Annotated in this window: 12 protein-coding genes; 9 read left to right on the top strand and 3 right to left on the bottom strand. The window is 74.7% G+C overall.

Annotation, left to right across the window (positions count from 1 at the left end; translation table 11 throughout):
- Positions 1 to 60 precede the first annotated feature (60 nt).
- The 4 genes from AB0873_RS00880 to dxs all read left to right on the top strand — a co-directional run bounded on the left by AB0873_RS00880 (position 61) and on the right by dxs (position 6,704).
- Positions 61 to 2,157, top strand: a complete 2,097-nt coding sequence (locus AB0873_RS00880; protein ID WP_155333425.1) for an APC family permease — start codon at positions 61 to 63, stop codon at positions 2,155 to 2,157.
- Entirely contained in the window at positions 2,154 to 3,389 is a 1,236-nt protein-coding gene (locus tag AB0873_RS00875) for a TRAM domain-containing protein (protein ID WP_366597876.1), read from the top strand. Before AB0873_RS00880 ends, AB0873_RS00875 begins: the two co-directional genes overlap by 4 nt.
- Positions 3,390 to 3,441: 52 nt before the next feature.
- Positions 3,442 to 4,644 (top strand): anhydro-N-acetylmuramic acid kinase, encoded by a 1,203-nt coding sequence (locus AB0873_RS00870; protein WP_366597875.1) that lies wholly within the window; start codon positions 3,442 to 3,444, stop codon positions 4,642 to 4,644.
- Positions 4,645 to 4,751: 107 nt separating this feature from the next.
- Positions 4,752 to 6,704 (top strand): 1-deoxy-D-xylulose-5-phosphate synthase, encoded by a 1,953-nt coding sequence (dxs, locus tag AB0873_RS00865; RefSeq protein ID WP_155333422.1) that lies wholly within the window; start codon positions 4,752 to 4,754, stop codon positions 6,702 to 6,704.
- Positions 6,705 to 6,756: 52 nt separating this feature from the next.
- On the opposite strand, the gene AB0873_RS00860 is transcribed toward dxs, so the two are convergent.
- Positions 6,757 to 7,950 (bottom strand): hypothetical protein, encoded by a 1,194-nt coding sequence (locus AB0873_RS00860; RefSeq protein WP_366597874.1) that lies wholly within the window; start codon positions 7,948 to 7,950, stop codon positions 6,757 to 6,759.
- Between the two features lie 141 nt (positions 7,951 to 8,091).
- On the opposite strand from AB0873_RS00860, the gene AB0873_RS00855 reads away from it, so the two are divergent.
- Both AB0873_RS00855 and AB0873_RS00850 read left to right on the top strand, forming a co-directional pair.
- Positions 8,092 to 10,017, top strand: a complete 1,926-nt coding sequence (locus AB0873_RS00855) for a hypothetical protein (RefSeq protein ID WP_366597873.1) — start codon at positions 8,092 to 8,094, stop codon at positions 10,015 to 10,017.
- A 107-nt stretch (positions 10,018 to 10,124) separates the two neighbouring features.
- The gene (locus AB0873_RS00850; RefSeq protein WP_366598045.1) at positions 10,125 to 11,951 is read left to right on the top strand and encodes a hypothetical protein; all 1,827 of its coding nucleotides are present in this window, start codon (positions 10,125 to 10,127) and stop codon (positions 11,949 to 11,951) included.
- Between the two features lie 66 nt (positions 11,952 to 12,017).
- On the opposite strand, the gene AB0873_RS00845 is transcribed toward AB0873_RS00850, so the two are convergent.
- Positions 12,018 to 13,850 (bottom strand): hypothetical protein, encoded by a 1,833-nt coding sequence (locus tag AB0873_RS00845; RefSeq protein ID WP_366598044.1) that lies wholly within the window; start codon positions 13,848 to 13,850, stop codon positions 12,018 to 12,020.
- A 235-nt stretch (positions 13,851 to 14,085) separates the two neighbouring features.
- Between AB0873_RS00845 and AB0873_RS00840 the strand changes: the two genes are divergently transcribed.
- Entirely contained in the window at positions 14,086 to 15,375 is a 1,290-nt protein-coding gene (locus AB0873_RS00840) for a PQQ-binding-like beta-propeller repeat protein (RefSeq protein WP_366597872.1), read from the top strand.
- Position 15,376: 1 nt separating this feature from the next.
- Here the strand turns inward: AB0873_RS00840 and AB0873_RS00835 are convergent, their stop codons facing one another.
- Positions 15,377 to 16,573, bottom strand: a complete 1,197-nt coding sequence (locus tag AB0873_RS00835) for a peptidase C39 family protein (protein ID WP_366597871.1) — start codon at positions 16,571 to 16,573, stop codon at positions 15,377 to 15,379.
- 132 nt (positions 16,574 to 16,705) lie between these two features.
- Between AB0873_RS00835 and AB0873_RS00830 the strand changes: the two genes are divergently transcribed.
- Complete coding sequence (locus tag AB0873_RS00830; protein WP_155333417.1) at positions 16,706 to 17,374, top strand: response regulator transcription factor; 669 nt, start codon at positions 16,706 to 16,708, stop codon at positions 17,372 to 17,374.
- Entirely contained in the window at positions 17,371 to 18,543 is a 1,173-nt protein-coding gene (locus AB0873_RS00825) for a HAMP domain-containing sensor histidine kinase (protein WP_366597870.1), read from the top strand. The genes AB0873_RS00830 and AB0873_RS00825 overlap by 4 nt, the downstream gene beginning before the upstream one ends.
- Positions 18,544 to 18,549 lie beyond the last annotated feature (6 nt).

Here is an 18,549-nt window from a genome sequence, read left to right as displayed (position 1 = left end):
ACACTTCCGTGATCGGCTACCCCTGCGGGTCCGATCCGGGTGGTCGTACGCTTGGCGGTTGTGGCCAGACCCACCTCGCTGCTGAAGCGGCTGCTCCTCGGTCGACCGTTCCGGTCCGACCGCCTCCAGCACACCCTCCTGCCCAAGCGCATCGCCCTGCCCGTCTTCGCCTCCGACGCCCTCTCCAGCGTCGCGTACGCGCCCGACGAGATCCTGCTGACGCTCTCCATCGCGGGCGCGTCGGCGTACCTCTTCTCGCCGTGGGTCGCCCTCGCGGTCGTCGTGGTCATGTTGACCGTGGTGGCGAGCTACCGCCAGAACGTGCACGCCTACCCGTCCGGCGGGGGCGACTACGAGGTGGCCACCGTGAACCTCGGGCCGCGCGCCGGCGTCGGGGTGGCCAGCGCGCTGCTGGTCGACTACGTCCTGACCGTCGCGGTGTCGGTCTCCTCCGGCGTGGCCAACCTCGGCTCGGTGGTGCCGTTCGTGGCGACCCACAAGGTGGGCGTCGCGGTCACGGCGGTGGTACTGCTGAGCGCGATGAACCTGCGCGGTCTCCGGGAGTCGGGCAAGGCCTTCGCGATCCCGACGTACGGCTTCGTGATCGTGATCGGCGCGATGCTCCTGACCGGCCTGATCCGGATCTTCGTGCTGGGCCACGACCTGCGCGCGCCGAGCGCCGACCTGGTCATCCAGGCCGAGCACAGCGTGACCGGCTTCGCGCTGGTGTTCCTCCTGCTGCGCACGTTCTCGTCCGGCTGCGCCGCGCTCACCGGCGTGGAGGCCATCTCCAACGGGGTGCCCGCGTTCAAGGCGCCGAAGAGCCGCAACGCGGCGACCACGCTGCTGCTGCTCGGCGCCACCGCGGTCAGCATGCTGGTCGGGATCATCTGGCTGTCCCGGCTGACCGGCCTCCAGTTCGTCGAGGACCCGGTGCTGCAGATCGTGTCCGGCCCCGAGGGGTACGTGCAGAAGACGGTGACCACGCAGCTCGGCGAGACGGTCTTCGGCTCCGGGTCGGTGCTGCTGTTCGTGGTGGCCGGGGCCACCGCACTGATCCTCTTCCTGGCCGCGAACACCGCGTTCAACGGCTTCCCGGTGCTCGGGTCGATCCTCGCCCAGGACCGCTACCTGCCCCGGCAGTTGCACACCCGCGGTGACCGGCTCGCCTTCTCCAACGGCATCCTCTTCCTGGCCGTCTTCGCGATCGTGCTGATCGTCGGCTTCCAGGCCGAGGTGACCAGGCTGATCCAGCTCTACATCGTCGGCGTCTTCGTGTCGTTCACGTTGTCCCAGGCCGGCATGATCCGGCACTGGAACCGGCACCTGAAGACCGAACGGGACCCCGAGGCACGCCGGCGGATGGTCCGGTCCCGGGCGATCAACAGCTTCGGCATGGCGATGACCGGCACCGTCCTGGTGATCGTGCTGGTCACCAAGTTCCTGCTGGGCGCGTGGATCGCCATCGCGGCGATGGCGGTCATCTACGGGCTGATGCTGGCCATCCGGCGGCACTACGACCGCGTCGCGGTCGAGCTGGTCCCGGACGAGGGGCGGCCGGTGCTGCCCGCCCGCAACCACGCGGTCGTGCTGGTCAGCAAGGTGCACCAGCCCACGCTGCGGGCGATCGCCTACGCGCAGGCCACCCGGCCGGACAGCCTGACCGCCGTCACGGTCAACGTCGACGACAAGGACACCCGGCAGTTGCAGGCCGAGTGGGAACGGCGGAACGTGCCGGTGCCGCTGACGGTGATCGACTCGCCGTACCGGGAGATCACCCGGCCGATCATCAACTATGTGGCCGACGTCCGCCGGCAGTCGCCCCGCGACGTCGTCACCGTCTTCATCCCGGAGTACGTCGTCGGTCGGTGGTGGGAGAACCTGCTGCACAACCAGAGCGCGCTGCGGCTCAAGGGGCGCCTGCTCTTCGAGCCCGGGGTGATGGTGACCAGCGTGCCGTGGCAGCTCGCCTCGACCGCGAACAAGAACCTGGACCGCCTCGACGCCACGCTCAGCCGTACCCCGGCCCGCGGGCCCCGGGTGGCGCCCCGCGGCACCCTGCCGCCGACCGTCCCGCCGGTGGTCTCCGCCCCGCCCGGGGAGAGCTCCGGCCGCTCGGGCGGCGGCGACGCGCCGGCCGGCGGGGGCAGCCGGTGACGGGCGGCGGCCGCGGGCTGGAGGAGGCCGAGCGGGTCGAGCTGACCGTCGGGGCGGTCGCACCCGGCGGGCACTGCGTCGCCCGCGTCGACGGCCAGGTGGTGTTCGTCCGGCACGCGCTGCCCGGGGAACGCGTGGTGGCCGAGGTCACCGAGGTGCACCGGGGGTTCGTCCGGGCCGACGCGGTGACGGTGCTGGCGCCGGCCCCGGAGCGGGTCGAGCCGCCCTGCCGGTACGCGAAACCCGGCCGCTGCGGCGGCTGCGATCTCCAGCACGTGGCGCCGGAGGCCCAGCTCGACTGGAAGGCGGCGGTGGTTCGCGAGCAGCTCAGCCGCCTCGGCGGGTTGACCGACGCGGAGCTGGACACGCTCGCCGTCCGGGTCACACCGCTCCCGGGCGGTCCGCTGGGCTGGCGCTCCCGGGTCCGGTACGCGGTCGACGCCGCCGGCCGCGCCGGCCTGCTCAAGCACCGCTCGCACGAGGTGGTGCCGATCGACCGGTGCCTGATCGCCCACCCGGCGATCCAGACCCTGCCGGTGCTCACGCCCAGCGGCGCCCGGTGGCCGGACGCGGACGCCGTCGAGACGGTCGCCTCGACCGGCGGGGACCTGGCGGTGACCGCCCTCAGCAACGGGGTGCCCCGGCCGGTGAGCGGGCCGGAGCGGGTCCGCGAGCAGGCTGCCGGCCGCCGGTGGACGTTGCCCGCGTCGTCGTTCTGGCAGGTCCACCCGGCGGCGGCCGACACCCTGGTGGAGGCGGTGCTGGCCCAGCTCGCGCCGCTGCCGGGCGAGACGGCCTGGGACCTGTACGGCGGCGCCGGCCTGTTCGCCGCGGCGCTGGCCGGCCGGGTCGGCGAGGACGGGCGGGTCACGCTGGTCGAGGCGGCCGGGGCGGGCGTCACCGCGGCCCGGGAGAACCTGCGGGACCTGCCCCAGGTCGGGATCGTGCCGGGCCGGGTCGAGGCTGTGCTGGCCCGCCGGCGGGTCACCGGCCCGGTGGACGTGGTGGTGCTCGACCCACCCCGCTCCGGGGCCGGGGCCCGGGTGGTGCGGGCGGTGGCCGCCGCCGGCCCGCGAGCCGTGGCGTACGTGGCCTGCGATCCGGCCGCCTTCGCGCGGGACGTGCGCACCTTCGCCGGGCTGGGCTGGCGGCTGGCCGACCTGCGTGGCTTCGACCTGTTCCCGATGACGCAGCACGTGGAGCTGGTCGGGCTGCTGCTGCCGTCCGGCTGAATGTTAGGAAGGGACCCTTCCTCTACCGCAGACGTTAAGAAGGGACCCTTCCTTGCGCATCGTCGGGTTGATGTCGGGGACGTCGTATGACGGGGTGGATGTGGTTGCGGCCGAGTTCACGCTCGACGGGGACACGCTCTGGTTGACACCGCTCGGGCACCGGGGCATCGACTACGACGACGGGCTGCGGGCCGAGATCGGGGCGTTGCTGCCGCCCGCGGCCACCACCGTCGAGGCGGCCTGCCGGCTGGACAACCGGCTCGGCGAGGTCTTCGCCGAGGCGGCGGCGGTCGGCGTGGAGCTGGCCGGCGGCGCCGTCGACGCGGTCGTGTCGCCGGGGCAGACGGTCTTCCACTGGGTCGAGCGTGGCGTGGTCCGGGGCACCCTCCAGCTGGGCGCGCCGGCGCGGGTGGCGGCCCGGGTGGGCGTACCCGTGCTCAGCGACCTGCGCTCGGCGGACGTCGCGGCCGGTGGTCAGGGCGCGCCGCTGGTGCCGGCCTTCGACGCCCTGCTGCTCGCGCCGGCGCCGGCGGCACGGCCCGGCGACGCCGGGACACCGGACCCGGCGCAGACCGCGCGCGCGGCCCTCAACCTGGGTGGCATAGCGAACCTCACGGTGGTCGCGCCGGGCGCGCCCGTCCTCGGGTACGACGTGGGGCCCGCCAACGCGCTGCTCGACGCGGCCGCTCGCCGCTTCCTCGGCCGGCCGTGCGACCTCGACGGCGCCGTGGCGGCGGCCGGTCGCGTGCACACCGGCCTGCTGGACCTGCTGCTCGCCGAGCCGTACTACGCGGCACCGCCGCCGAAGTCGACCGGCAAGGAGCTGTTCCACGCCGGCTACCTGGACGACCGGCTCGCCGCCCTCGGCGAACCGGTGCCGGTCGACGACCTGCTCGCGACGCTCACCGAGCTGACCGCACGGGTGGTCGCCGCCGAGTGCGACCGGCACGGTGTCGTCGAGGTGGTCGCGGCCGGCGGGGGAGTGCGCAATCCCACACTGACCGCCCGCCTGGCCGCGCTCGGGGCGGGCCGGTGGCGGCTGCGGACCGCCGACGAGCTGGGCGTCCCGGCGCAGGCGAAGGAGGCGTACGCGTTCGCCCTCCTGGGCTGGCTCTCCTGGCACGGGCTGCCCGGCGCCCTGCCGTCGGTGACCGGCGCCACCCGGGCCGCCGTGCTGGGCTCCTGGACGCCCGCCGGCCCCGCGTACGGCGCAGAACCCGCCCGGCCACCGCGCGCGTTGCGGGTGCGCACCTGACCCGGCGCTCAGGGCGACGACCGCGCGGGCGTCGCCGCGCCCCGCGCCGACCTGCGAGGATCCCGGCGGAGCTGCGAAGTGTCGCGAGGCCGATAGACTCTCCGGTCATGAGTGTTGAACAGGACACGGCCCACCACGCCGGGCTGCTGGCCGCCGTGCGCGGTCCGCAGGACGTCAAGCGGATGTCCGCCGAGCAGCTGGGCATCCTCGCCGCCGAGATCCGTGACTTCCTGGTCGCCAAGGTTTCCCGCACCGGCGGTCACATCGGCCCCAACCTGGGCGTCGTGGAGCTGACCCTCGCCCTGCACCGGGTCTTCGACTCCCCCCGGGACCGGCTCCTGTTCGACACCGGCCACCAGGCGTACGTGCACAAGATCCTCACCGGCCGGCAGGTCGGCTTCGACAAGCTGCGCCAGCGCGGCGGGCTCTCCGGCTACCCGAACCAGGCCGAGAGCGAGCACGACCTGATCGAGAACTCGCACGCCTCCACCGCCCTGTCGTACGCCGACGGCCTCGCCAAGGCGTACGCCCTGCGCGGCGAGTCGCGCGCGGTGGTCGCCGTGGTCGGCGACGGCGCGCTCACCGGTGGCATGTGCTGGGAGGCGTTGAACAACATCGCCACCGCCGGCAACCCCCTCGTGATCGTGGTCAACGACAACGGCCGGTCGTACTCGCCGACCATCGGCGGCCTCGCCGACCACCTCTCCTCGCTGCGGCTCAACCCCGGCTACGAGAAGGTGCTCGACACCGTCAAGGAGGCCCTCGGCTCGACCCCGCTGGTCGGCAAGCCGATGTACGAGGTGCTGCACGCGGTCAAGAAGGGCATCAAGGACGCGGTCGCCCCGCAGGCCATGTTCGAGGACCTCGGCATCAAGTACGTGGGCCCGGTCGACGGGCACGACGTCGCCGCCGTCGAGGGCGCGCTGCGCGCCGCGAAGAACTTCGGCGGCCCGGTGATCGTGCACGCGGTCACCCGCAAGGGGTACGGCTACCGCCCGGCCGAGGAGGACGAGGCGGACTGCCTGCACGGCCCCGGTGGCGCCTTCGACGTCGAGACGGGTCAACTGGTCGCCGCGCCGTCGGTGAAGTGGACGCACGTCTTCGGCGAGGAGCTGGTCGCGATCGCCGACGAGCGGCCCGACGTGGTGGGCATCACCGCCGCCATGGCCGAACCGACCGGCATCGCCAAGCTCGCCCGCAAGCACCCGGAGCGGGTGTACGACGTGGGCATCGCGGAGCAGCACGCCGCCACCTCGGCCGCCGGCCTCGCGATGGGCGGCCTGCACCCCGTGGTGGCCGTCTACGCGACCTTCCTGAACCGGGCGTTCGACCAGGTCCTGCTGGACGTGGCGATGCACCGGCTGCCGGTGACCTTCGTGCTCGACCGCGCCGGGATCACCGGCCCCGACGGGCCGAGCCACTACGGCATCTGGGACATGTCCGTCTTCGGCGTCGTGCCGGGCCTGCGCATCGCCGCCCCCCGGGACGCCGCCACGCTCCGCGAGGAGCTGCGCGAGGCGGTCGCCGTCGACGACGGGCCGACCATCGTCCGCTTCCCGACCGGCGCCGTCGCCGCCGACCTGCCGGCGCTGCGCCGGGTCGGGCCGGTCGACGTGCTCGCCGAGTCGCCGCGCACCGACGTGCTGCTCGTCGCGGTCGGCTCCTTTGGCCAGCTCGGCATGGAGGTGGCCACCCGGGTCGCCGAGCAGGGCTACGGCGTCACCGTGGTCGACCCGCGTTGGGTCCGGCCGGTCCCGGCCGAACTGGTCGAGCTGGCCGCCGCGCACCGCCTCGTGGTCACCGTCGAGGACGGCGTCCGGGTCGGCGGCGTCGGGGACGCGCTCGCCCAGGCGCTGCGGGACGCCGACGTCCAGGTGCCGTTGAAGGACCTGGGTGTGCCGGCCGCGTGGCACCCGCACGGCACCCGCGCGCAGATCCTCGCCGACCTCGGCCTGACCGCCCAGGACGTGGCCCGTGACGTCACCGGCTGGATCTCCCGCCTCGACGTCGAGCCCGTCGAGCCGGTCGTCGCCACGGACGACGCCGCGGCACCGAACTGATCCTGGCTCTCCCGACGGCGGGCGCCCCACCCGGGGCCGCCCGCCGTCGCCGCTAACCGGGGGCGGTCAGGGAGCGGTAGTGGGTCTTGTCGGCGGTGGCCAGGCTGACCGTCAGGCGGTCCGCGCCGAGGGGAAGGACCGCCAGGCCGGGGCGGTCGACCAGGCGTGGCGTGCCGGGCGGGATCGACAGCGAGGTCTCGCGGTTCGACCGCCAGGTCAGCACGGCCAGCGGCCGTCCGGGCAGCGGCAGCACGTACGCCTGCAACGGCGCCGCCCGGTCGGCGGGTGACGCCACCGGCGTGCCGCCGGCCGGCCGGTACACCACGGCCGTCATCGTGCCGTCGGCCGTCTCCCAGGTGAGCTGCTGCACCTCGCCGGGCTGGCCGCCGCCGACCGCGAGTTCGCCCACGGTGCGGACGGCCAGCTTCGCCATCGGCCAGGACGCCGGCACCGAGTCCCGGGATTCCCGGTCGCCGACCCGCCGCCGGACACTGCCGAACGGGCCGTCCTCGCCGGCCAGCGAACAGGTGTCCAGACCGGCCAGGGCGCGCCGGCCGGAGCCGGCCTCGTCGCGTACCAGGGGGTACCGCGGTGCCTCCGTGCCGGTGCCGAGGTCGAGCAACCGGTCGGTGGCCCGGCCCCGGGGCAGGGACTCGGTGGCGCGCAGGGTGGCCGTCACCGGCACCGCGGCGCAGGCCGGCACGCCGACCGGCCCGCTCAGGCCGTCGGTGACCGCGAGAGCACGGCCGTCCGGGCCGAGCACCCGCTGGACCCGGGCGGACACCAGGTAGCGCCGCCCCTCGGCGGTGCGCACCGGCAGCACGTCCGAGTAGACCAGGTAGCCGGGATCGGTGTACTCGGTGGCGTGGGTGACCGCGTACCGCCCGTCCCGCGCCGTGACCTGGAGCAGCCACGAGGCGCTCTCGCCCGGCACGCTCGCGGCGACCAGGGCCAGCGGCGCGCCGTCGACCTCACCGGCCCAGAGGACACCGGAGGAGGGCAGGTGCACCCGGTCGTCGACGGGTGACCGCCAGTCGCGGACCGCGGCGGTCACGGCCGCCGTCATCTCCGCGTTCCCGGCGAGGGCGCCCCGCGCCGGCCAGACGGTGAGCGAGCCGTCCCGGCTGTCGTAGCCCGCCCGCAGGTCGCCCGGCTGCCGGTCGGCGACCGGCCCGCAGGCGGTCACGGTCGTCAGCAGGGCCAGCAGGGCGGCGACCGTCCTGCCGGGCCGGCGAGCTGGAGCCACCTGTCCGCCCCCTCGTCCGCCTCGACCATCGTCTGCGAAGCGCCATAGTACGAGATGCCACGCCCGGCCCGTTCACCGCCCACATGGGACCCTCCGGTGACTTTGGTGTGAATTTACCCGCTCGGGTAGACTCCGCCGACTGTGACGCCTGCCGACACCCGCGCCGAGCCCGACCGGGAAACCGCCGCTCCGGCCGGCCCCGATCCACTCGCCCCCGACGTGGACGGCGCGGCCGGCGCCGACGGCGCCACGGTGAACGGACGTACGCCCTCGGTGACCGCACCGGCGCCGACGCCCGCCCCCGTTCTCCCCCTGCTCCGCCGGCTGCCGCGGTGGACGCCCCGCCGGCAGCACCTCGCGGTGGTCGGTGCGTTCCTGCTCGCCGCGCTGTGGGTGACCAGCCGGATCTGGGCCGACCCGGCCGGCCGGGTGGCCGCGCTCTACAGCAGCGACCCGGCCCAGGTGCAGTTCTTCCTGGCCCACTCGGTACGCGTGGTGCTGCACGGCGAGTTCCCGTTCTTCACCGAGCAGTTCAACTACCCGGACGGGGTCAACCTGATGGCCAACACGGCCATCCTCGCGCTCGGCATCCCGATGGTGCCGGTGACCCTCCTCTTCGGCCCGGCGGTGACGTTCGTGCTGCTGGTGACGCTCGCCCTCGCCGGCACCGCCACCGCCTGGTACGTCGTGCTCTCCCGGCACGTCGTCCACAGTCGGCTGGGCGCGGCCGTCGGCGGCTGGTTCTGCGGGTTCTCGCCGGCGATGCTGTCGCACGCCAACTGGCACCCCAACATCATCAGCCAGTTCCTGCTGCCGTTCATCGTGTGGCGGGTGCTGGTCATCACCCGCTCGCGCCGCCCGTACCGCGACGGGGCGCTGCTGGCCCTGCTGGTGACCGTCCAGGCGTTCATCAACGAGGAGATCCTGCTCTTCACCGCCCTGGCCTGCGGGGTGTTCCTGCTCGCGGTGGTGGCCCAGCGTCCGGCGCTGTGGTCGGCGGCCTGGCGTCCCCTGCTGAAGGCGCTCGCGACCTGCACCGCCGTGGCGGGGTCGCTGCTGGCGTACCCGCTGTACGTCCAGTTCGCCGGGCCGATGGCGTACCACGGCCTGAGTGACGCGGTACGCGACTACGGCAACGACATCGCCGCCTTCGTCGCCCAGGGGTCGCCGACCCTCGGCGGCCACCAGCGGGCCAACGTCAACCTCGCCCCGAACTACTCCGAGGAGAACGCCTTCTTCGGGTGGAGCCTCGCCCTCATCGCCGTCGGCATCGTGCTCTGGCTGCGGAACGAGGTCGTGGTCCGGGCGCTCGCGGTGACCGGGGTGTTCTTCGCGGTGCTGTCGCTCGGGGAGCGGGTCTCGTGGTGGGACCGGGAGATCGCCGTCGGGCCCTGGGAGTGGCTGGTCCGGCTGCCACTGCTCGACGCGGTCGTGCCGACCCGGTTCGGGCTCATCACCTCCGTGGTCGTCGGCCTGCTGCTCGCGCTCGCCGTCGAGCGCTCCCGCACGCTGCCGGTGGAACGACGTACCCTGCGGACACTCACCGCCGCCGGGCTGGTCCTCGCACTGCTGCCGATCGCGCCGATGCCCCTGCAGGTGACGTCGCGACCGGCGGTGCCCGACTTCATCACCGCCGACCGGTGGCGCGGCTACGTCGGCCCGGACCAGACGCTGGTGCCGATCCCGGTGCCGAACATGGGCAACACCCACGGCATGCGCTGGGCCGCCGCGACGAACCTCGACTTCAAGATCCCCGGTGGCTACTTCCTGGCCCCGCGCAACGGCAACACCGGCGACCCGGGTCGCTTCGGCGGCCGGCCGAGCGGCATCGGGCAGCTGCTGGAGGAGGTCGCCACCACCGGGCGTACGCCGAAGCTGGACGACCGGCAGCGCCGGCGCTCGCTAGACGACCTGCGGTACTGGCGGGCGGCGATCCTGGTGCTCCCGCTGGACCAGCACCATGCCGAGCCACTGCGCCAGACCGTCGAGCAGTTGGTCGGCCCGGGCCGCCGGGAGCTGGACGTCTGGATCTGGGACGTCCGCACGTTGACCGACGCGACGGCCTGATGTCGGTCCGCACCACGGCCGACACCCGACCGGGCGGACGTCCCCGGCTGCCGGTGTGGACCCCCGCCCGCACCGGACCGGACGGGCGCTCGCGGCTGCCCTCGTGGATGCCGGACGCCCTGGTGGTCGCCGGTTACGTCGCCCTCGCGGCGCTGCTCACCGCGCGGCAGTGGGGCCGGCCGGACCGGCTGTTCCACCAGGCCGGCGACCAGATCCTGTTCGAGTGGATGCTCGCTCGTGCGGCGCGGGCCGTGGTCGACGGGGAGAACCCGTTGTACGGCACGGCGCTCAACGCCCCGGACGGCGTCAACCTGATGGCCAACACCTCGGTGCTGGGGCTGGGGGTGCCACTCACCCCGGTGACCCTGTTCCTCGGGTCGCAGGTGGCGTTCCTGGTGGCCGTGGCGGCCTGCCTCGCCGGCACCGCGACCGCCTGGTACGTGCTGCTGCGGCGCCGGTTCGTCGACTCCCGGGTGGCCGCGGCGCTGGGCGGTCTCGTCTGCGGTTTCGCCCCCGGCATGGTCGCCCACGCGGGCGCGCACCTGCACATGGCGGCCCAGTTCCTGGTGCCCGCGATCCTGGCGGCGGTGTTCCCCGCCGACGGCCGCCGCGTCGTCCGGCCCGGGGTGTGGCTCGGTCTCCTCGTGGCGTACCAGGCGTTCCTCGGCGAGGAGGTGCTGCTCTTCCTCGCGCTCGCCGCCGGGGTGTTCGTGCTGGCGTACGCCGCCGCGGACCGGCGCGCGGCCCGGGCGGCGGCGCCCGCACTGCTCGGCCGGCTCGGTGTGGGCACGGCGGTGGCGGCGCCGCTGCTGGCGTACCCGCTGTGGTTCCAGTTCGCCGGCCCGGGCAGCTACCAGGGGATGCCGTTCCACGCCGACACGTTCCAGTTGGACCTGGCCTCCTACACCGCCTCGGCGCGGCAGACCGTCCTCGGCGACGAGTACCTGCCCGGGCTGCTCGCCCCCAACCCCACCGAGGAGAACTCCTTCTTCGGGCCGGGCCTGCTGGTCCTCGCCGTGGTCGCCGTCGTCTGGCTCCGGCGTCGGCCGCTGGTCCGGGCACTCGCCGCCTGCGGCGTGCTGTTCGCGCTGCTGTCACTCGGTACCGAGGTACGCCTCGACGGCGAGTCGACCGGGCTTCCCGGGCCGTACCGGCTGCTCGTCGGCGTACCCCTGCTCGACCTCGCGGTGCCCGCCCGCCTGGCCCTGGTCTGCGTGCCGGTGCTCGGCATCCTGCTCGCCCTCGCGACGGATCGGGTCCGCGCCGCCACCGCCGGCGCCCCGGGGCCGGCCGGCGGCGGCGCGGATCCGTCCGACGCCCCTGCGGGAGCGGCCGGCGGCGGTCCGGAGCCGGCCGGCGGTCGGGGCTCCAACTCCGGGTTGGTGGCCCACGCCCGGCCCGCCGTGCCGGTGCGGCTGCTCTGGGGCGGCGCGGTCGCGGCCGCGTTGCTTCCGCTGGCGCCCACGCCGATCCGGACCGTGCCGGTCTGGCCGGTGCCGGCCTTCGTCGCCGACGGCGGCTGGCGGGCGTACGTCCCGCCCGGCCGGACCGTCGTGCCCGTGCCGCCGGTGACCGGCGCCGGGGCGAGCCCGGGAATGCTCTGGTCGGCGCGCACCAAGCTGGCCTTCGACGCGCCCGGCGGGTTCTTCATCGGCCCGACCGCGGCGGAGGACCCGACCGCCCGCTGGGGCGCCCCGGACCGTCCCACGTCGGTGCTGCTGCGCCGGGTCGCGGAGACGGGCGAAATGCCGGCCGTGACCGACCTCGAGCGCCGGCAGGCGGTCGAGGACCTGCGGCACTGGCGCGCCGCCGTGGTCGTCCAGGGTGGACTGCACCTGGGTTACCCGGTCAAGCACACGCTCGACGCGCTGCTCGGGCCGGGCCGCGAGGTCGGCGGCGCGTGGGTGTGGGACGTTCGGCCGCTAATCGGCTGACGCGGCGCGGCGCCGTTAGGAAGGGACCCTTTCACTACCGCAGGCGTTAACAGGGGGCCCTTCCTTTCACCGCACCAGGGGGCGGACGTCCCAGAGCCAGACGTCGTCGACGCGCTGCGGCGGGCCGAGCAGGGCGGTCATCAGGTCGCGCAGCACCGCCTCCCGGGGGTGGGCGCCGAGGACCACCACCGAGGCCCGCCAGAACCGCAGGTCCTCGACCGCCTGCCGGCGGTGCTCGTCGGTGACGTTCGGCGTGGCGTTGCGGTCCATCGTCGTGTAGACGAGCGTGCTCGTCGGGCGGTTCGGCGCGCCGAAGACGCCCTCGCCCTTCTCGTTGGGGCCGATGAAGTAACCGCCCGGGATCGGGAAGGCCTGCCGGGTCAGCGCGCTCCAGCGCAGCGTGGGCAGGCCGTGCACGTTGCTCGGGATCGGCACCGGCACCAGCGTCCGGCCCTCCGGAACGTACGGGCGCCAGCCGCCCGCGGTGATGAAGTGCGGCGGCGGCTCGACCGGCTGGGCGGGCAGCGGACGCGGGAACAGCGGCAGGACGGCGAGCGCGATGGCCGCGTACCCGATCGGGCGCAGCCAGCGCCGTCGCGTCGCCCGGCCGCCCTCGCCGGTGCGGGGGGCGGGCACCGGCGGACGGCCGGCGCCGGACACCGCTTCCCAGGCCACGGCGAGCAGGACGCCGACGGCGGCCACCACCACCAGGCTCAGCCGGGTCGGCATCATCATCTCGACCAGCGGCACGTCGTCGGGGATGTACGCCCACGGGCCGTCGGTCCCGGTCTCCACGCCGTCGAAGCGGATCTTCGGGCCGAGCGACGCCACCGTGAACAGCACCGTCAGCACGGCCAGGATGCGGACGGTCACGGACCGGGCGGCCAGCAGCACCAGGGCCACCGCCGCCAGCACGACCAGCGGCCAGCCGAACCAGGTGTTCTGCTCGGTCAGCCCGATCGTCCGTTCCACGGCCTCGTCGCCGGCGATCGTGTCGCGGGGGAAGGTGACGAACGCCTTCAGGTCCTCGCCCCAGTTGTGGAAGACCCCGCCCTGCAGACCACGGTAGGACTGTGGACCGTTGAACTGGAACCAGATCGGGTACGCGGTGAGCAGCAACGCCAGACCGCCGCCGGTGCCGAGCGCGGCGGCGAAGGTGCCCGCCTGCCGCCACGCGGCCCGGGGCCGCATCGCCGCGTACGCCACGACGACGACCAGGCAGGCCAGCGCGGTCAGCAGCAGCATCTCCTCGTTGACGAAGATCTGGTACGCGACCAGCAGGCCGAGCACGACGCCGTTGCGCCGCCACCGGCCCGGCTCGCCCAACCGCATCACCCGCAGCACGATCAGCGGGAGCAGGAAGTTGGAGACGAAGTTGGGTTGGCCGTTGGCGTGGTGCACGATCCCGGGCGCGAAGCCGAGGAACGCTCCGCCGACGAACGCCGCCGCCCGCGACCGCACCAGGTGGCGCGACAGCACCCAGTACGCCGTGGCGGCGGTGGCCGAGAGCGCGGCGCCGAGGTAGAGCGCGTACATCACCTGCGGGCCGACCAGCATGGTCAGCGGCGCCAGCGGCAGGGTCACCCCGAGCAGCGAGGTGTTCGCCATCATGTTGACCCCGTCCGGGGCGTTCTGGCGGCTGGTGAAGAGCGGGTTCTCCAGGTGCCGCACCGAGTACGCCCCGTGCGAGAACAGCCACTCGAACCAACTGTGGTCGGTCGGCAGGTGGGAGGAGACGCGGTTTTGCACGTCCACCCAGTAGTTGAGGCAGACCAGCACGCCGAGCGCGACGTAGACGCCGACGGCCAGCACGTCGGCGCGGGCGGGCCGCCACCGGGCCCCGCGCGACGACGGCGCCGCGGCGGGCTCGGTAACGGTCTTCAACGAGGGGTGAACCACCGGCACAGCCACGACGCGCCATCGTACAGGTGGGATCCGCCGGAATTGCCGTCCCCGTACGCGCCTGGCCGGATTGCCGGACGGTGATTCGTGCCGCGCCGCCGCGTGACGTGGGCGGGCCGGTGCGACGGGCCGGGACCGGACGGACTGGACGGACCGGTTGCGCATACGCTTCCATCGCCGGCTGAGCCGGAGCCGGGATCCGGCGCGGACGGCCGCCGGGAGGGGGTGTCGGATGACCCTGATCGACCTGGGTGATCTGCGCGACGCCGAGCGACCCGAACCGCCCGCCCGCCGGCCCCGGCCGGCCGCCAACCGGCTGCCGGGTTTCCTCGCGGTGCTGCTGCTCGCCCTGCTCACGCTTGCCGCCGCCACCCCACCGCCCGGCCGGGTCGCCGTCGTCGTGCCGGCCCGGCTCGGGGTCGACCGGCTCGTCGCCGGGAACCTGCTGCTCGTGGTGGACCCGCCCAGCCGGGAGCGGACGCCGCGGTCGATGGCGGCGTACCGGCTGCCCGGCGGTGAACCGGCGTGGCGGGCGCCGCTGCCGGTGGACGGCCGGTTCTGGGGTGTGTCCGCCCGGGCGGAGGACCTGCTGCTGATCAGCGGGTACGAGGTGCCGCCCGAGGGCCGGGGCACGGTCACCGTCGCGCTGGACGCGGCGACCGGGGCGTACCGCTGGCAGCAGCCCGGCGCGGCGCTGGGGGTGAGCGGCGGCGGCCTGCTGCTGGAGGACTTCAGCCGGGAGGGCCGGGGCACCCTCCGGGCCGTCGACCCCTGCTGCGGTACGCCGCGGTGGACGGTCGACGTGCCGGCGGGAGAGGTCGGGTACCGGTTCACCCCCGCCGGACTGGACCGGGTGGTTTTCAGCGATCCCCGGGGACGGGTCGAGGTGCGGGACGCCGTCACCGGCGCGGTCCTCGTCGCGGCCGACCTGTGGTCCACCGCCGAGCGGCCGTACCGTTCCACGCAGATGGTGGGGGACCTGCTGGTGACCATCGGGGGTACGCCTCCGCTGATGACCGCGTACGGGGTCGACCGGTTGGACCGCCGGTGGCGGGCGACGGTGCCGGACGCGTCGCTCGTGCTGGACTGCGGTGGCGTGATCTGCGGCCAGACGCGGTCCGGGACGCTGTGGGCGGTGGACCCGGCGACCGGCCGTCCGCTGTGGACCCGGCCGGGCTGGGACACGATGTGGGCGGCTCCCGGGCGGCTGGTCGTCGTCCGGGCCCCCGGTACGGGCACCGGGCCGGCGGACCTGGCGGTGCTCGACCCGGTCACCGGCCGGGTCCGGGCAGAGCTGGGCAGGTGGGAGTTCGCCCAGCAGGAGCCCGGTCACGGTCGGCTGCTCGCGGTCCGTCCGCACCCGGCCGGCGGGCTGCTCGTCGCCGAGATCGACGCGGCGGCGGCCACCGTCCGGGTGCTCGACGTGCTACCCGAGGCGTCCGGCGACTGCCACGCGATTGTCGGCGGTGTGTTGTGCCGGCGGCCCGACAGCTCCATCGGGCTGTGGCGGCTGCGCCGCTGACTCACCAGTTGGCCTGGGCCGGCGGCACCGGCAGCGGCACCTCGGGCGGGCGGACGACGTACGCGACTCCACCGCTGCCCGACTGCCAGGCCCAGGCGAACGCGTCGCGGCCCACGATGCGGCGTACGCCCTCGTCGTCCGGGGCGTACGGGTCGTTGAGCACCGGGTCGCCGCCGGCGGTGAACCCGACGAGCACCACCAGGTGCCCGGCGGTGTCGTAGTCCAGCCCGGGGACCTCCCCGGCGCGGAACGAGGCCGAGACGATCAGCGGGACACCGGCGGCGACGAACGCCTCCGCCTCGGTCAGTGACCGGAGCCGCGTGACGAACGCGTCCATTCCGTGCACTCCGGCGTACGCGGTGTTGAACGGCCAGTTCCCGGTGCCCGCGTACGCGTGGTCGAAGCAGTGCCGGGCGGCGTGCACCACCACCGGCCGGGGGCCGGGCGGCGTCACCCACGCGTAGCGCTCCGGCGCCGGTTCCGCGCCCCAGTACGCGAGGACCATCGACGTGCAGGTCGGGCTGCACCAGGAGTCGCCGCCGCCGGCCCACTGGGGGTGGGTGTCGGCGTGGACGCGCTGGGAGTAGCGGGGGACGTCGAGCACGGTGCCCCAGGCCGGGCCCGGGGTGTCCGCCCCGCCCGGCGCCGGGCCACCGTCGTCCGGCCGGGACGCCGGGCCGGTCGCGACCGCGCCGACGGTACGCAGGACCGGCCCGGCCACCGCGTCGTCGGGTCGGAGCAGGGTCACCCGGAGCTGCCAGCCCGTCGCCGTGGTGGACAGCACCAGGGTGTCGGTGTCCACCGTGGCAGGCGCGTCCCGCTGCCCGGGGATCGAGGTGCGGCGGACGGCGTGGTCGTCGGCGGCCCACTCGGCCAGCACGTACCACCTCGTGGCCGGCGCGCCGTCGTGCCAGCCGCGCAGCTCGACCCGGAGCCAGCCGTCGCCCGGGGTGTCCGCCGTCCACGAGGGCACCACCTCGCGGACCCCGAAGCCGGTCGGCACCGGCGGTGAGGTCCAGCTCCCGGCGGCGTACCGCCGGACCCGGCCGTCCGGGCGGCGGTGCGACCCGCGGTCGGCCCCGCCGTCGAGCACCAGGCCCCGGTCCGTGCCGCGCAGCCCGGTGGCGGTGCCGAGGTGCAGGTCGGCCGGGAACCGGAAGCTCCGGTAGGCGACGTCCCGTCCCGCCGTGTCGGTCATGGCACCACCGTTCCGTTACTCGTTGCCGGCAGCATCGCGTACGCCGAAGGTTTTCTGCAACCGGTACCGGCGCGGACCCGGGCTTGGCGGGCGGCACTAGGTTGTCGGGTGGTCGGGCGCGAGGAGGCCGGGATGCGGGTACTGGTGGTCGAGGACGAACGCAACCTCGCCGACGCGATCGCGCGGGGGTTACGCAAGCGCGGCATGGCGGTGGACGTCGCGTACGACGGCGACAGCGGCCACGAGATGGCCTTCGTCACCCGGTACGACGTGGTGGTGCTCGACCGGGACCTGCCCGGCGTGCACGGTGACCAGATCTGCGCCGAGCTGGCCGCCTCGGGTGCGCTGACCCGGGTGCTGATGCTGACCGCGAGCGGGACGGTCGCGGACCGCGTCGAGGGGTTGCAGTTGGGCGCCGACGACTACCTGCCCAAGCCGTTCGCGTTCGACGAACTGGTCGCCCGGGTGCAGGCGCTCGGCCGGCGCGCCACCCCGGCCGCCCCGCCGGTGCTGGAGGTGGCCGACCTGGTGCTCGACCCGGCCCGCCGGGTGGCCACCCGGGGCGGCGTGCCGGTCGACCTGACCAACAAGGAGTTCGGCGTGCTCTGCGAACTGCTCAAGGCGCGCGGCGCCGTCGTCTCCAGCGAGGAGCTGCTGGAACGGGTCTGGGACGCGAACACCGACCCGTTCACCACCATCGTCCGCGTCACCGTGATGACGCTGCGGAAGAAGCTCGGTGATCCGCCGCTGATCGAGACCGTGGTCGGGGCGGGCTACCGCGTCGCCGAGGCGGCGTCATGACGCGCGGTCGCCGGCTGCGGCCCACCCTGCGACTGCGGCTCACGCTGCTCAACGGCGTCCTGCTGGTGGGCGCCGGCGCCATCCTGGTGCTGCTCGCGTGGCTGCTGGTCCGCGACGCGCTGCGCCCCACCGACGAGCTGCTCCCCGGCACCACGGTGGTGCTGGCCGACGGCCGGTCCCTGGACGCCGCGCAGTGGCAGCGGCAACTGGTCGACGCGGCGAGCCGGGAGCTGCTGGCGAAGGGCCTCGCCGCGCTGCTGGCGATCGGCGTCGTCGGCGTGGCCGGCGCGTACGCGGTCGCCGGGCGGGCGCTGCGGCCGCTGCACCAGGTGACCGCCACCGCCCGGCGGCTCGGCGAGACCACCCTCGACCAGCGCATCGGATACTCGGGGGCGGACGACGAGGTCGCCGAGCTGGCGCAGACCTTCGACGCGATGCTCGACCGGATCACCGCCGCCTTCGAGGCGCAGAAGCGGTTCGTCGCCAACGCCTCGCACGAGCTGCGAACCCCGCTCGCCGTGATGCGTACCGAAATCGACGTGACGCTCAGCGACGACGAGGCGGACCCGGCCGAGTACCGCCGGATGGCCACCGTGGTCCGGGACGCCTCCGAACGCGCCAACGGGCTGGTCGACGCGCTGCTGGTGCTGGCCCGCAGCGAAGCGCAGGCCGGCCGCCGCCTTGCCCGGCGGACGGAGTGCGACCTGGCCGCCGCCACCGCCAACGCCCTGTCGGCGGTACGCCGGGAGGTGGAGCGCATCGGCCTGCGGGTGCAGACGTCGCTGGAATCGGCGCCGGTGGTCGGTGACCCCGGGCTCCTCGACCGGCTCGCCGGCAACATCATCGAGAACGCGGTCCGCTACAACCACCTGCACGGCCGCCTCTGGCTGCGGACCGGGTCGGACGGCCGGCGGTCCTGGCTGGTGGTGGGCAACACCGGTTTCGAGGTGGACCAGGCCGACGTGCCGGGGCTGTTCGAGCCGTTCCGGCGGGGCGGTCGGGAGCGGACCGGCGCCCGGGGCTCCGGACTCGGGCTCTCCATCGTGCGGGCCGTCTGCGACGCGCACGGCGGCACGGTCAACGCGATCGCGCAACCGGGCGGCGGCCTGGAGGTGACGGTGACGCTGCCGGCGGCGGACGTCGGGCCGGACCCCGACGCGACGCTGTGACGCCGA

Source organism: Micromonospora sp. NPDC047707 (assembly GCF_040704235.1).
Taxonomy (GTDB): Bacteria; Actinomycetota; Actinomycetes; order Mycobacteriales; family Micromonosporaceae; genus Micromonospora.
This window is presented reverse-complemented; position numbering and strand designations above follow the sequence as displayed.